Origin of the sequence: Kitasatospora sp. NPDC101235, from assembly GCF_044767505.1 — a bacterium.
Classification (GTDB): Bacteria; Actinomycetota; Actinomycetes; order Streptomycetales; family Streptomycetaceae; genus Kitasatospora.
On sequence record NZ_JBIWNZ010000012.1, the window covers coordinates 76,267 to 89,769 of the forward strand.

A 13,503-nucleotide genomic window follows, 5' to 3' on the forward strand; every position below is an offset into this window, starting at 1 on the left:
GGCTCTACCCTCTCGTCGAACAGGAAGGAATCGGTGACAGGTATGACTTCCGGCGAAGGACGCTCGCGACGGCAGGACAGCACGGGTGCCGACGACGGCGACAGCGGTCTCGTCTTCCTGATGGGCTTCTTCGCGCTCGGCATCGTCGTGCAGACCGCGGCCTGGCTGTGGGGCCATCCGCTGGCCGCCGCCGCGGCGCTCGGCGGTGCCGTCGCGGTGCTCGTCGCACTGCGCGCGGCACTTCGGCGCACCGCCCTCGGCTCCTCGGTACGCCGATTCCTGCAACCACTGTGGGCCCTGGTCCGTGCCGGCATCGCCACGCGATTCACGCTCGCCCGTACCAAGGCCGCAGCATCCGTCACCAGCCGCGTTGAGCAGTGGGCCCACCGACCGGTGCGTCAGGCAACACCCGCAGAACCCGCCGCGTCCTACACTCGGCGCTCTCTCGACCACACCCTGGAGGCGTTCGAGGCCGCCACACCGGCCCGGTTCGAGGAGATGTGCCGCGAACTGCTGGAACGCGACGGTTTCATCGACGCCGTACGGGTCGGTGGTGCCGGGGACCTCGGTGCCGACGTCGTCGCCTTGGACGGCTTGGGGCGACGGGTGGTGCTGCAGTGCAAGCGGCACGCGACCCCGCTGGGGTCTGAGGCCGTCCAGAGGTTCAACGGGACTGCCCGGCCCATCCACGGCGCCGCGGTCCCGGTCGTCGTGGCGCTCAACGGCTTCACCGACCCCGCGGCCGCCTTCGCCAACCAGTAAGGCCTTCACCTCGTCGACCGCGAGCGTCTTGCAGGCTGGGGTGCCGGTCAACACCTCTACGACGTCCTGGAGATCGACTGCGCCCCGGGGCGGCAGATCTGATCGCCGGCTGCCACCCGTCGGGTGGCCCACTACCAGTAGCGGTGTCGTCGCGTGCCTTGTCCCCGGAACCGGCCGACGTTGTCGGTGCCGGGAACTAGGCTTCCGAGACCGCCATCGACAGGGGGCTTCGTGTATGAGAACTCGCTGACCGTCGACATCCCGCTCGGCCCGTTGGAGGGGACGCCGGTCACCGTTCACTCGGCCAAGGGCAGGAACGCCAAGCTGCACACCACGACGGACTGCTCCCAGCTCAGGACTGCGGCGGTCACGGAAGCCACGGTCGCGCTGGACGCCGCGACGGTCGGACGGCTGTGCGCCGAGTGCTGGTCCTGGGGGCCGTGGACGAGGTCGGGGAGCGGGCTGGGTGTCTTCCTGCGGGCGCTCGGCGGGGGCGGCCTGCTGTCCCAACTGCACTGCTACGACGGGCCGGACGAGGACGTCCACTGGGACGATGGAGAAGTCCAAATCGCTGCTCGCCTGCTTCACTCGGCGACCGCAGATCAGGAAGACGACGAGGAAGACGACGCCCCCGACGGGGGCTTCGTCGCGACGCCGAGTGGCTGCGGGACCGCGTCTTCGACCGGTGGCGCGCCGCCGCCCAGAGCCTGCACCGGGCCGAGAACATCGCGGCGATGTTCCCCTGGCTCGCGGTCTGGGCGAAGTCGAAGCTGACGGCCAAGAAGCACCACCTGGAGGAACTCCGGGGCCAGGCGGCACCGTTCGTCGACCCGACGGGGCTCCTCACCGGCGCGGCCGTAGCCGGCATGAGCGAACCCGAACTCCCGGTGAGCGATCCCGCGTTCGGCACGCTCGGCAAGAGCGGCGACATCGACAAGGGCCTCACGGCGCTCTCGCGCGGCTGGCAGCGCGAAGCCGCCCACAGCTGGAACGGTTCCACTCGGCCGTCCTATGTCGTGGCGAACCTTATGCACGGGATCCGGAGCAACCGCAAGGGGTACGACCAGGCCCGCGAGGCCGCCGAACTGCTCGTCGCCTCCTGGGCAGAGCACACGCGTTCCGCCGTCGCCGCTGCGGACCCTGCACCCACGCAACTGGTGAAGGTGACGCTGCCGGAGATCAAGGAGAAGACCGCACCCCGGCCCGAGCACGGCTTCCTCAACGACGTCGACTCGTGGACGCTCGGCGTGCTGGTCACCCATCTCACCGACGCCGACTGGGGCCGCCGCACCCTCACTCTCCGCGCCCCCGCACTCGTCGCGGAACGACTTTTCACCAAGTCCTGGCCGCTCGCCTGCGAACCTCTCGCCGACGACACCGAGCCCGCGAACGGCGACGCGCACCACCCCACGAGCCACATCCAGCCCGGGGTGTTCGACGACACCCCGACCGGCTGGGCCCCGGCCTGCTGCTGATCACCGCGCTCACCGGAGACGCCAAGACCGAATGCGGCCTGTTGGCCGCGTGCGTGCTCGGCGCCGCTGCCCACTGCATCGGCACCGCCCTGTTCCTGCCGAACCGGGCCACCTCGACCAACGCGAAGGGGTGGTCTCCCGACGTGCGGAGATCGGCCGTCGAGTTCATCCAGGCCAGCGCCGAGGATCTTGTGCTCTCCGGCGTGCGGAGATCGGCCGGCGGCGACGACGGTCCGCACCTACCGCAAGTGGGGGTGCTCTCCCAGCGGGCGGAGATCGGCCGTCCTTGGTGACGAACGCGCCGGGGCGGCGGTGGTGCTCTCTCGGCGGGCGGAGATCAGCCGCTGGGACCGTGCCGACTACGAGGTGTACTGGTCCGGGCCGCGCGGGCTGTGGGACGAGGTGGAAGCCGCCTGCCGCTGGTGGGACGACCGGGGCTGCCCCGGCTTCGACCGCTTCGGCCTCATCATGACTCCTGACAGCCACACCTGTGGCTGGACGACCAGGCCAATCCCGCTCCCACAAGGGGCTGACCCCCAAGACCCCGCCGCTCCCAGACCCCCAGACCTCCGTCAGTGACGGGCTGAGCCCCCGCCCCGTCGACTGCTCGGAAGACCAGCGGAGCGGGGCCTCCGGGCTCATACGACGAGCGCGTAACTGGCGAGCAGCAGCAGGCTGCGGCGGTCGGAGCGGATGATCCGGTGCTGCTGGGCGGCGAGTTCGGCCAGCGCCGAGCGTGACGCGGTGCCGTCGGGCGAGCGCGGTGACCAGCGCGGGGGCGGTGTCGCTGGGCGCCAATTCGGCGCGCAGGTCCTGGATCTGGCCGAGGATCGGGTGGTTCACCGGTGCCTCCGAGGTGCGGTTCGGTCCGGTGCCATTCCTATCGTCCGGCGGTGCCGGCGCGGTGGCGACAGGCCGGGACCCGGGGCGGGGGATGTGCTCCCGCCCCGGGCCGGCGCCCGGGGCGGAAGCTGGTGGAGTGGGCAGTGGGCGGTGTGGGAAACGGTCAGCGCGCCGGTGCGTCAGGCGTCGGCGCAGGCCTTCCCGATGTCGGTGGCGGCATCGGTGATCGGTTTGACGTCGGGCTGCTTGCCCTTGGCGACCCGGTCGATGGCGTCCTCGACGGCCTTGGAGAGCCTGTCGGCGGCCGCGTCGATCTTGTCCCCGCCGTCCTGGCGGATCTTCCTGGCGTCGTCGGCGACCTTCTTCAGGGCCGCGACGGTGTGCTTGCGGCGGTTCTCGTCGGTGATCTGACCGACGTTGATCGCCGAATCCGCGAGGTCCTGGACATCGCCGGTGAGGCTGATCGCCCGCTTCCCGCAGTCGAGGGCCTGGTCGGCGTCGCACGCGGTGAACAACGGGGCCGTGAGGAGCAGTGCGAGCGTGGTGGCGGCCAGACGGTACGGCTTCCTTGTCATGTCTCTATCCCTCCCGCCGTGTCAACGTCCATGCGCCGTGCGGAGGTTCCGGAGGATTCCGTGAAACGTCGGGAAACCTGAAAGCCTGCCGAAGAAACTGACGATCCGTCAGTCGATCTGAGATCCCGGTGGGCGTTCACCCCGCGCGTGCCGAGCGCGGGGTGAACGCCCGTGCGAGCGCTACCGGTCGGAAGAATCGGACAGGTCGCTGACCAGGCGGGCGATGGTCGGGACGGCCACCGCGTGTGCGTCGGCCGCCCGCAGGACGGCGCCGCCGATGGCGTCCAGCTCGGTCGGCCGGCCGGCCTCCACGTCGCGCTGCATCGAGGACTTCATCGTCCCGGGGATGCGGTCGAAGGAGGCGAGCAGGGTCTGCGCGTCCGCCGGCGCGCCGACCGCCCGGGTGACGGCGCTGATCTCGTCCAGCACGGCGAGGAGTTCGGCCCGGTGCTCGGTGCGCACGGTGCCGATCCCGCTCGCGTGGCGGGTGGTGAGCAGGGCGAACGGGGCCAGGAAGGAGAGCTTGCTCCACAGCATCGCCGTCTCGTCCTCGCACAGCGTGACGTCCAGCCCGGCATGCCGCAGCTGCTCGGCGAACTCGGCTACGGGGGAGGCGTGTCGGGCGGTCGCACCGAGCTCGATGGCGGCGAACGGACTGGTGTGCTCGATCCGCCCGGGCGCCGTCCGGGTGGCCTCGACCCGGATCGTGCCGGCCACCACCCGCCCGGCCGGGTAGTGCTCGCGCAGCAGCGCCATGTGGTCCAGACCGTTGAGCAGCGGCACCACGATCCCGGCGCCGAGCGCCTCCGGGGGCATCCGGTCGAGCGCGGCGGCCAGCGCCGTCTCCTTGACCGTCACGAAGGCCGCGTCGACCGGCTCGCGCAGCTCGGTGGCGGCCTCCACCCGGGCGGTGAAGTCGCCGAACCGGGCGCTGCGGACCTGCAGTCCGTCCCGCGCGATGACGGCCGCGGTCTCCTCGCCGGCCAGACAGACGACCCGGTGGCCGTCGCGGGCGAGCAGCCCGCCGATCAGTCCGCCGACGCCGCCAGGGCCGAGGATGGCGACGGTCAGGGGGGTGGTGGTCATGGTGACTCCCGTGGGTGAGTGAGGGATGGGGAAACGGAGGGCGCGGCTACGGGGCCTCCCAGAAGAACCGGCCCTCCAGGCCGTCCGGGCTGAGGAAGCCGAAGCCGTCGCCGTAACCGAAGTTGAGGAAGTACGGATCGCCCTCGTCCGAGGCGTCCGCGAGGGCGAAGAGGTACTGCCAGGGCGCCGGGACCCGGGCCCGGCCGTTCGGGTAGGACGGGTCTCCGCCGAGGTGGTCGTGCTCGTGGTCGCCGTCGGGGAAGGGGACCTCGGGGCCCTCGTGGCGCAGGTGCCGCTGGAAGGCGGCCCGCTGGTCCATCGCCCGGTCGACGCCGTCCGGCAGCGGCACCACGTCCAGGTGGTACTCGACCGGGGTCCGCTCACCGTCGGGCTCGCAGCGCCAGAGCGTACGGCCCCGGGTGCCGGGCGGTCCGAGCACGGCGAACGGCGGGATGCGGCCGCCGGGCTGGACGAGCAGCAGGCCGTCGCCCCGCTCCGGGTCGAGGCCGCCCATCAGCTCGCCGTCCTCCTCCAGGAAGAGGTACGCCAGCCGTCCCGGCTCGCCCGGGACGGGGAACTGCCCGATGAACACCAGGGGTTCACCCGTACTGGGGGAGCGGGGCCAGGTGGGCTCGGCCAGCCAGCACGGCTCGCCGCCGAGCTTGGGGACCGGCGCGGTGATCGGCTGCTCGGCCGGTCGCGGTGACAGCCGCCGACGGGGGAGGAAGGCGGCGTCGTGCGGACCGGTGGCGGTGCCGGTCGGGAGCGGGATCATTCGGCGGCCTCGGTGGGTTCGGCGGGGCGGACGGGGCGGACGGGGCGGACGGGGCGGACGGGGCGGACGGGTTCCGGGTAGGGCGCGTGGAGGGAGGCGGAGTCGAAGGCGAACGGCTCCTCGCGGCGCGGCTTGTAGCCCGGGGCGGGCAGACGAACGCCGCGGGCGGGCAGCAGGTCGATGGTCACCGGATCATGATTCCCCGTCGGGTGGGTGACCGGGGAGCCGGGGTGGGGGCGAGCGGGCCGGGGTGGAAGAGGGCGGGCGCGTCCGGCAGCGGCGCGGTCGGGGTGGGGCGGGCGACGCTGTGCGACGAGGGGGCGTCGGCGGTGGAGCTGCCGGGGCCCCTGACCGCACCGGAGTACCGGCACGACCACCGGGCGAGCGCGGTCCGGCCGTGGGCCCGGCAGCACCGCAACCTCTCCGAGGAGACGTAGCACCACCTGCGGGGTTCGGTTTTCCGAACCCCGGATTCGGGTGCCAGCACAATCGATCTCCCGGCCCCGGACGCCCACGATGGTGGACATGAACGGGATGACGACAGCCGCCGCCACGGCGGCGTACGACGGGGTGGCGGGCGTGGCCCTGAGTGCGGCCGGGCTGCACCGGGAGTACGGGCGCGGCGCGGCGGCCGTGCGGGCGTTGCGCGGGGTCTCGGTGGGCTTCGCGTCGGGGACGTTCACGGCGGTGATGGGGCCGTCGGGCTCCGGCAAGACCACCCTGCTGCACTGCCTGGCCGGGATGGACCGCCCGACCAGGGGCACCGTGCGGTGGGGCGACACCGAGGTGTCCGGGTTGCCCGAGCGACGGCTGGCGGAGTTGCGCCGCGCCCGGGTGGGGTTCGTGTTCCAGGCCTTCAACCTGATGCCCGCGATGACCGTCGCGCAGAACGTCGAGCTGCCGGGGCGGCTGGCCGGGCAGCCACCGGAACGGGCCCGGGTGCGGGAGGCGCTGGCCCGGGTCGGCCTGGCCGGGCGCGAGCGGCACCGGCCCGGACAGCTGTCGGGCGGTCAGCAGCAACGGGTGGCGATAGCCCGGGCACTGGTCTCCCGGCCGGATGTGCTGTTCGCCGACGAGCCGACCGGCGCGCTGGACCGCGCCACCGGGCAGGAGCTACTCGACCTGCTGCGCGCGGGCGTCGACGCCGACGGGCAGACCTGCGTGATGGTCACCCACGACCCGGTCGCCGCCGGGTACGCGGACCGGGTGCTGCTGCTGGCAGACGGCCTGCTGGTCGACGAGCTGACCAGGCCGACGGCCGCGCAGGTCGGCGAGCGGCTGAGCCGGTTGGGCGGGTGAGCGCGATGAGCAGTCCGGTGCTGAGCCTGTCCGCGGGGCAGATCCGCCGCCGCCCGGCCTCCTTCGCGGGGCTGGGGACGGCCCTGTTCCTGGCGGTGGCGGCGGTGACGCTGTTCGGTTCTCTGGTCGCCGCGCAGATCACGGCGCCGGCCGCGGTGGCCAGAGCGGCGGTGTCCGGGCCGGGCCTGGTGGTGATCGCCGGGGCGTTCGGCGAGATCGCCGTTCTGGTCGCGCTGTTCGTCGTGGTCAACGCGCTCGGCTTCACCCTGCGGCAGCAGCACCGTGATCTGGCGCTGCTGCGCACCGTCGCGGCGACGCCCCGTCAGGTACGGCGGGTGGTGCGCGCGCAGGTGGCGGCGACCACCCTGCTGGTGGCCGTTCCGGGCGGCCTGGTCGGCTTCCTCGCCGCCCGGGCCTTCCTCGCCGCACTCCAGCGGCGTGGCATGGCCGCACCCGGGCTGCACGTACCCGGCGCGCCGGTGCCGGCGCTGGTCGCGCTCGCGGTGGCGCTGCTGATCGGCCTGGCGGCCACCGCCGTGGCGGCCCGCCGGATCACCCGGCCCGCCCCGGCCGTCGCGCTGACCGAAGGCGCGGGCGGGCCGCGGCGCACGGGTGCGCTGCGGCTGCTCACGGGGGTGGCGGTGCTCGCGGGCGGTGGGCTGCTGCTGCGACTGGCGGCGAGCCGGCCGGCCGGAGAGCTGGACAAGGCAGGGCAGGCCTCGCTGCTCGGCTCGCTGGTGCTGCTGGTCGCCGTCGGACTGCTGGGGCCGGTGGCGGCGCGCGTCCTGGCAGCCGTGCTCGGGGCCCCCGCGAGGGCGCTCGTGCCCCGGGCGGGCTGGCTGGCGGACGCCAACCTGCGCGGCTACGCCGCCCGGCTCTCCTCGGCGGTGGTGCCGGTCGCGCTGCTGGTCGGGCTCGCCGGCACCATGCTGATCCTCACCAGCACCGCCGAGCACGCCGCCCGGGCAACGGGTGCCGAGACCAGCGTCACCAAGGCGAGCGACGTCTGGCTGCGCGAGATGGAGCTTGGGCTGCTGGTCTGCTTCGCGGCGGTCTCCACGGTCGACACCCTGGTGGCACTGACCGCCGACCGGCGCCGCGAGTTCGCGCTGCTGCGCCTGGTCGGGGCAAAACGGCGGCAGCTGCTGCGGATGCTCTCCGTGGAGGCTGCCCTGACCACGGCGATCGGTGTGCTGCTGGGCGCGGCGGTGGCGGCCGCGGCCTCGGCGGCCTTCAGCCTGGCGGTGACGGGCTCGGTGGTGCCGGTGGTGCCGGGGCCGCAGTGCGCCCGGGTGGTGCTGGGAGCGGCGGTGCTCACGGTGCCGGGGATCGTGGGCACGGGGCTGTGGGCGGTCGGCGGCTCGGCGGTGGAGTCGACGGGCGGGGAACGGGGGTGAGAGGACGGAGGGGAGCGGCAGGCGTCGACGTTCGGCGGGCCGTCCGGACGGATGGGCAGGTGGGGGCGGCGGCTCCAGTGGTGCCTGGTGGATGCTGGGGGCCGGGCGGCGGATGAATGGTGAGGTGGACGGTGGCTGAGCGGCGGCGGTACCGGTCGGTGCGCGGCGGTGAACTGGCCTTCGCAGTGATCGGGTTGCCGCTCGGGGTGCTCGGCGGGGCGTACGCCGTCGCCGTCCTCTACGTGGGGGTGCTGCTCTCGCTCACCGTGTTGGGCCTGCCGTTCGTGGTGGCCGCGCTGCTCGGGGCGAGGAGGCTAGGCGGGCTGCACCGGTGGCTGGTCGGGCGGCTGCTCGGGGAGGAGGTGCCCGCACCGCAGCCGCTGCCGCGCCCGTCCGGGGTGTTCGCCCGGGGCCGGGTGGCGCTGACGGACCCGGTGACCTGGCGGGCGCTGCTCTACCTCCTCCTGCGGCTGCCGCTGGGGGTGCTCGGGTTCCTGGCCGTGGTCGGGCTTCCGCTCAGCAGCGTCTGGCTGGTGGGCTTTCCGCTCTGGGTGCGGATGATGGAGCCGGGCACGCGGCCGGTCGGCCTGCTGGACCTGGGCGCGGTTCCGATCGGCCTCGGGGTGTTGGCCGTCGTTCCCGCCGTGGTGCGGGCGCTCGGCTCAGCGAACCGTTCGTCGGCCCGTACCCTGCTCGGGCCGGTGCGCTCGCAGCAGCGGGTGCGTCAGCTGGAGAACGCCCGGGCCACCCTGCTGGCCGAGAACACCGATCGGCTGCGGCGTCTGGAACGCGACCTGCACGACGGCACCCAGGCGCAACTGGTCGCGCTGGCCATCACGCTGTCGCTGGCCGACGACGTGCTCGCCGACGACGTGCTCGCCGACGACGTGCTCGCCGACGACGTGCTCGCCGAGGGCGTGCCGGCCGAGGGTGTTCCGGCCGGCGACGTGCCGGTCGAGGGCGGACCGGTCGGCTCGGGCGGGCCCGACCTCGGGCGGCTGCGCGCCCTGGTCGACCGGGCCCGTGGGCAGACCGACGACACCATCACCGGTCTGCGCCGGCTGACCCGGGGCATCCACCCGGTGGCGCTGGACGGAGGGTTGGCCGAGGCGCTGCCGGGACTGATCGCCATCTCGCCGGTGCCGGTCGACGTCCGGCTGGACCTGCGGGAGCGTCCGGAGGAGGTGATCGAGCGGGCCGTCTACTTCTGCGCTGCCGAGCTGCTGACCAACGTGGCCAAGCACAGCGGCGCGCGGTCGGCGGAGCTGAGCGTGAGCGCGGTCGACGGGAGGGTCCGGCTGACCGTACGCGACGACGGGCGCGGCGGCGCCGCGATCGGCGCGGGCACCGGGCTGGCCGGCCTGGCCGAGCGGCTCGCGGCGGTGGACGGGACGCTGCGGGTGGACAGCCCGCCCGGCGGGCCGACGGAGGTAAGCGCCGAACTGCCCCGGAGGCTCTGACGGGCGGACACGCCAGAGCCTGCGGGGCTGCCGCGTCAGGAAGCGCCGCTCTCCGCGAGGTAGGCGAGTACGGCCTTGACCCGCCGGTTGTCGGCATCGGTCGCGGGCAGGTCGAACTTCCCGAACACGGCGGCCACGTGCTTCTCCACTGCCCGCTCCGACACCACCAGCAGCGTGGCGATCGAGCGGTTGGAGTGCCCCTGTGCCATCAGCTCCAGTACCTCCCGCTCGCGCGGGGTGAGCGCGTCCACCCGGCTGCGCCGCCCGCCGTGCATCAGGCCGTTGACGATCTCCGGGTCGAGGGCCGTCCCACCCGCGGCGACCCGGCGCAGGGCGTCCACGAACTCGGAGGTGCGGGCCACCCGTTCCTTGAGCAGGTAGCCGATGCCGGCGGCGCCACCGGCCAGCAGCCGGGCCGCCCAGGTGGTCTCGACGTGCTGGGAGAAGACCAGGATGCCGACCTCGGGCAGGGCGAGGCGGATCTCCACCGCGGCCCGGATGCCCTCGTCGGTGTGGGTGGGCGGCATCCGGATGTCCACCACGGCCACGTCGGGCCGGTGTTCGGTGACGGCGGCGATCAGCTCGGGCGCCGTCCCGGCGGAGGCGACCACCGCGCACCCGCGGGCGGTGAGGAGTTCGACCATGCCGTCCCGGAGGATCACCGAGTCCTCGGCGAGGACGACGCGGAGCTGTTTGTCGATCACGACGTCATTATCCGGGCCCGTCCGCCGTCGCTCGGACGCGGGTGGTGGAGATGACCGGCCGCCCTGGGAAAAACTTCAGTCCAGACTGGACAGTCCAGACTGTCGAAATTGTCGAAATTACCGTGGAACCGTGACCGAGAAGCGAACAGCCCGTGCCGCTGCCACCGCGGCCTGCAGGGCCCAAGCCGACGCCGCGGGGTCCGTCGACTCCGTGGTCCCCGACACCGCGGCGCTGGCCGCCCGGGAGCTGCGCGCCGTCTTCAGCCGGCTGCGCCGCACCCTCCGGGAGGTGAGCGGCACCAGCGACCTGACCCCCTCCCAGACTGCCGTGCTCAGCCGGCTGATCAACGACGGTCCGGCCTCCGCCAGCGTGCTGGCCGCCAACGAACGGGTCCGCCCGCAGTCCATGGCCGCCACCCTCGCCGCGCTGGAACAGCACGGCCTGGTCGGGCGCCGCCCCGACCCCGAGGACGGCCGCCGCCAGGTGGTCAGCCTCACCGAGGCCGGGCTGGCCCACGTCGCGGACAGCCGCCAGGCCCGCCAGGAGTGGCTGACCCGCGCCATGGCGGAGCACTACACCGAGGCCGAGCGCGCCACCGTGCTGGAGGCGCTGGCCCTGATGGACCGGCTGAACCGGTGATGACCGGCCCGGCCGCCCTGCTGGCCCGGATCCGGTCCGGGCGTCAGCAGTCCGCTCCGGACGGCGGGTTCGACCGTCGGCTGATCGCCCCGATGGTGCTCGGCTCGGTGCTCAATCCGATCAACTCGTCGATGATCGCGGTGGCCCTGGTCCCCGTGGGCGCCGCCTTCGGTGCGCCACCCGCCGAGACCGCCTGGCTGGTGACCGCGCTCTACCTGGCCACCGCCGTCGGCCAGCCGGTGATCGGGCGGCTGGTGGACACCCACGGCCCGCGCCCGCTCTACCTCGCGGGGACGGCCCTGGTCGGCCTCGCCGGACTGCTCGGCGCGCTCGCCCCGTCCCTCGGGCTGCTGATCACCGCCCGGGTGCTGCTCGGGCTGGGTACCTCCGCGGCCTACCCCGCCGCGATGCACCTGACCCGCAGCGAGGCCGAGCGGACCGGGCAGTCCAGCCCCGCCGGGGTACTGACGGTGCTGGCGGTCGCCAACCAGACCGCCGCGGTGGTCGGGCCCACCCTCGGCGGTCTGCTGATCGGCGCGGGCGGCTGGCGGACGGTCTTCGCCGTCAACGTCCCGTCGTCGCTGGCCTGCCTGGCGCTCGGCGCGGTCCGGCTGCCCGTCGTCGAGCGTCGCTCCGACCGCATCGACCGCCCGGACCGCGGCGATCACCCGGGCCGCGGCGACCACCCGGGCCGCCCGGACCGGCTCGACCACGCCGGGATCGCGATGTTCGCGGTCCTCCTGCTCGCCCTGATGCTGTTCCTGATGAGGCCCGACCCGGCGCGCTGGTACCTGCCGGTGCTCGCGGTCCTGGCGGCCGTCGCCTTCGCCGTCCGCGAGCGGCGGGCCCGCACCCCCTTCATCGACCTGCGGGCGCTCGCCGGAAACCGCCCGCTGATCGCCACCTACCTGCGCCAGGTCCTCGGCTACACCGCCATCTACGCCTTCCTCTACGGCTACACCCAGTGGCTGGAGGAAGGGCGCGGCCTGTCGGCCGCCACCGCCGGACTGGTGCTGCTGCCGCTGTCACTGACCGCGCTCACGGTCGCCAGGGTGACCGGCCGCAGTCCGGGCGTGCGAGGCAAGCTGCTGGTCGGCTCCGCCTGCCAGATCGCGGCCTGTGCCGCCCTGCTGCTGGTGCACGCGAGCAGCCCGGGCGCCCTGCTGATCGCGGTAGGCGCGCTGGCGGGCGTCTCGCAGGGGCTGATCGGGCTCGGCACCCAGACAGCCCTCTACCACCAGGCGGACCCGGCGGTCATCGCCTCGGCGGCCGGGCTGCTGCGCACCTTCATGTACCTCGGTGCCATGGCGGCCTCGGCCGCGAACGCGGCCTTCTTCCCGAACGGTGCCACCACGGGCGGGCTGCACCACCTCGCGCTGTTCATGCTCGGCGGTGCGGCTCTGCTCTTCCTCCTCACCCTGCCCGACCGTTCGCTCGCCCGGCTGGGAAGACCGTTGCCACCGCAGTGATGACGGTCAGTCAATTCCCAAGCAATCGTTAGGTGTTCACGCGTCAGGTCGGCTTGAGGAATTCCCCGCGGATGTCGTGGCGGGTGTCCCCGTGGACCCGCAGGCGCCGGAACCCGTGGACCCGGGGTGTCGGTCCGCCCGACGACCCACCGCACGGCTCCGAGGCCGGAGCCGTGCGGAACTCCTCGGTGGGCGATCACCGACTGCTTGCTGCCCGGTCGCGCGCGGTCGACCGTGCTCGGTCCGCTTCTGGGACGGCCCGGCTTGAGCTTCGGCGGCTCCGGCAGCAGCAACGGCTCGATCAGCCCCCACAGTTCGTCCGACACGATGCGCGGACGGGGCGCCCTCTTCCCCGCCCACCGACAAACGGGCAACAAAACCGGCAGTCACGCCCTCGGCGGCTCCTGTCAGGCCCTGTCAGCTGGCCGGCTCTCCGCGCCAGGAGTGGACGCCCGGGGACAGTTCGACGACCTCGGACGGATAGGTGTGCCGGACGAGTTCGAGCAGGGCGCGCTGTTCGTCCAGCCAGCCCGGTGCGGGGGAGAGCACGACCCGGAGCGTGACGCCCGATTCCTCCGCGTCGGAGACGGTCACCCAGAGGCCGCCCGGCCGTCCGGGTTCGATCCGCAGTTCCGGTCCGTGTTCCTCGTCCAGCCACCGGACGGCTGACCCGCGCCCGAGTCGGTCCAAGGCGGTTTCCCACTGTCTGAGATGGCGGTCGGTCACCAGCGTGACGAACTGTCCGCACACCGAGTCCGCGGTGACGGTGATCTCGCAGTCCAGCCAGTCGTGCCCGAGCAGAGAGCCCGGTGCGTGCCGTCCGAGGACCCGTACCCGGACGTTCCGGCCGCCGCTCCGCCCGGCACAGCCGGGGGCGTCGTCGGTGCCGGGGCGGTCGGTCAGTCTGATCAACTCGTTCTGCTGTGAAGCGACTTCGCTCACGGCGTGCTCCTGTGGGCAGCGCGGATTCAGGGGCTGACATCCTCGCGCAGGTGTTCGCCCCGGTGCCAGCCCGGAA

The 13,503-nt window shown here is 73.5% G+C and carries 14 protein-coding genes; 8 read left to right on the plus strand and 6 right to left on the minus strand.

The window, feature by feature from the left end:
• The first annotated feature begins 42 nt into the window (after window positions 1–42).
• Together ACIRRH_RS21050 and ACIRRH_RS21055 are read left to right on the plus strand one after the other, a co-directional pair.
• Window positions 43–762 (plus strand): restriction endonuclease, encoded by a 720-nt coding sequence (locus tag ACIRRH_RS21050; RefSeq protein ID WP_403069405.1) that lies wholly within the window; start codon window positions 43–45, stop codon window positions 760–762.
• A gap of 734 nt (window positions 763–1,496) precedes the next feature.
• Window positions 1,497–2,237, plus strand: coding sequence for a hypothetical protein (locus tag ACIRRH_RS21055; RefSeq protein ID WP_403069408.1), 741 nt, complete (start codon window positions 1,497–1,499; stop codon window positions 2,235–2,237).
• Window positions 2,238–3,259: 1,022 nt separating this feature from the next.
• Here ACIRRH_RS21055 and ACIRRH_RS21060 read toward each other — a convergent pair.
• The 4 genes from ACIRRH_RS21060 to ACIRRH_RS21075 all read right to left on the minus strand — a co-directional run bounded on the left by ACIRRH_RS21060 (window position 3,260) and on the right by ACIRRH_RS21075 (window position 5,704).
• A complete protein-coding gene (locus tag ACIRRH_RS21060) occupies window positions 3,260–3,655 on the minus strand; it encodes a hypothetical protein (protein ID WP_403069411.1) in 396 nt (131 codons plus the stop codon).
• Between the two features lie 180 nt (window positions 3,656–3,835).
• Entirely contained in the window at window positions 3,836–4,741 is a 906-nt protein-coding gene (locus ACIRRH_RS21065) for a ketopantoate reductase family protein (protein WP_403069414.1), read from the minus strand.
• 46 nt (window positions 4,742–4,787) lie between these two features.
• Complete coding sequence (locus ACIRRH_RS21070; RefSeq protein WP_403069417.1) at window positions 4,788–5,516, minus strand: hypothetical protein; 729 nt, start codon at window positions 5,514–5,516, stop codon at window positions 4,788–4,790.
• Window positions 5,513–5,704: a hypothetical protein gene (locus ACIRRH_RS21075; protein WP_403069420.1), complete on the minus strand. Its 192-nt coding sequence runs from the start codon at window positions 5,702–5,704 to the stop codon at window positions 5,513–5,515. The genes ACIRRH_RS21070 and ACIRRH_RS21075 overlap by 4 nt, the downstream gene beginning before the upstream one ends.
• Before the next feature lie 21 nt (window positions 5,705–5,725).
• Between ACIRRH_RS21075 and ACIRRH_RS21080 the strand changes: the two genes are divergently transcribed.
• The 4 genes from ACIRRH_RS21080 to ACIRRH_RS21095 all read left to right on the plus strand — a co-directional run bounded on the left by ACIRRH_RS21080 (window position 5,726) and on the right by ACIRRH_RS21095 (window position 9,672).
• The gene (locus tag ACIRRH_RS21080; RefSeq protein WP_403069423.1) at window positions 5,726–5,953 is read left to right on the plus strand and encodes a hypothetical protein; all 228 of its coding nucleotides are present in this window, start codon (window positions 5,726–5,728) and stop codon (window positions 5,951–5,953) included.
• Between the two features lie 88 nt (window positions 5,954–6,041).
• Window positions 6,042–6,815 (plus strand): ABC transporter ATP-binding protein, encoded by a 774-nt coding sequence (locus ACIRRH_RS21085; RefSeq protein WP_403069426.1) that lies wholly within the window; start codon window positions 6,042–6,044, stop codon window positions 6,813–6,815.
• Window positions 6,816–6,820: 5 nt separating this feature from the next.
• Window positions 6,821–8,212, plus strand: coding sequence for an FtsX-like permease family protein (locus ACIRRH_RS21090; protein WP_403069429.1), 1,392 nt, complete (start codon window positions 6,821–6,823; stop codon window positions 8,210–8,212).
• Window positions 8,213–8,343: 131 nt separating this feature from the next.
• Window positions 8,344–9,672, plus strand: coding sequence for a sensor histidine kinase (locus ACIRRH_RS21095; RefSeq protein ID WP_403069431.1), 1,329 nt, complete (start codon window positions 8,344–8,346; stop codon window positions 9,670–9,672).
• A gap of 35 nt (window positions 9,673–9,707) precedes the next feature.
• Here the strand turns inward: ACIRRH_RS21095 and ACIRRH_RS21100 are convergent, their stop codons facing one another.
• Window positions 9,708–10,376, minus strand: a complete 669-nt coding sequence (locus ACIRRH_RS21100; protein WP_403069433.1) for a response regulator transcription factor — start codon at window positions 10,374–10,376, stop codon at window positions 9,708–9,710.
• A 211-nt stretch (window positions 10,377–10,587) separates the two neighbouring features.
• On the opposite strand from ACIRRH_RS21100, the gene ACIRRH_RS21105 reads away from it, so the two are divergent.
• Both ACIRRH_RS21105 and ACIRRH_RS21110 read left to right on the plus strand, forming a co-directional pair.
• Window positions 10,588–11,016 carry a MarR family winged helix-turn-helix transcriptional regulator gene (locus ACIRRH_RS21105; protein ID WP_403069873.1) on the plus strand — a complete coding sequence of 143 codons (429 nt, stop codon included), beginning with the start codon at window positions 10,588–10,590 and terminating at the stop codon, window positions 11,014–11,016.
• Complete coding sequence (locus tag ACIRRH_RS21110; RefSeq protein WP_403069436.1) at window positions 11,016–12,485, plus strand: MFS transporter; 1,470 nt, start codon at window positions 11,016–11,018, stop codon at window positions 12,483–12,485. The genes ACIRRH_RS21105 and ACIRRH_RS21110 overlap by 1 nt, the downstream gene beginning before the upstream one ends.
• A 417-nt stretch (window positions 12,486–12,902) precedes the next feature.
• On the opposite strand, the gene ACIRRH_RS21115 is transcribed toward ACIRRH_RS21110, so the two are convergent.
• The gene (locus tag ACIRRH_RS21115) at window positions 12,903–13,427 is read right to left on the minus strand and encodes a DUF5959 family protein (protein ID WP_403069438.1); all 525 of its coding nucleotides are present in this window, start codon (window positions 13,425–13,427) and stop codon (window positions 12,903–12,905) included.
• Between the last annotated feature and the right edge of the window lie 76 nt (window positions 13,428–13,503).

Coding starts and splice junctions, on each gene's coding strand:
- ACIRRH_RS21050 (WP_403069405.1), top strand. CDS start 43: ATGACTTCCGGCGAAGGACGCTCGCGACGGCAGGACAGCACGGGTGCC.
- ACIRRH_RS21055 (WP_403069408.1), top strand. CDS start 1,497: ATGTTCCCCTGGCTCGCGGTCTGGGCGAAGTCGAAGCTGACGGCCAAG.
- ACIRRH_RS21060 (WP_403069411.1), bottom strand. CDS start 3,655: ATGACAAGGAAGCCGTACCGTCTGGCCGCCACCACGCTCGCACTGCTC.
- ACIRRH_RS21065 (WP_403069414.1), bottom strand. CDS start 4,741: ATGACCACCACCCCCCTGACCGTCGCCATCCTCGGCCCTGGCGGCGTC.
- ACIRRH_RS21070 (WP_403069417.1), bottom strand. CDS start 5,516: ATGATCCCGCTCCCGACCGGCACCGCCACCGGTCCGCACGACGCCGCC.
- ACIRRH_RS21085 (WP_403069426.1), top strand. CDS start 6,042: ATGAACGGGATGACGACAGCCGCCGCCACGGCGGCGTACGACGGGGTG.
- ACIRRH_RS21090 (WP_403069429.1), top strand. CDS start 6,821: ATGAGCAGTCCGGTGCTGAGCCTGTCCGCGGGGCAGATCCGCCGCCGC.
- ACIRRH_RS21110 (WP_403069436.1), top strand. CDS start 11,016: ATGACCGGCCCGGCCGCCCTGCTGGCCCGGATCCGGTCCGGGCGTCAG.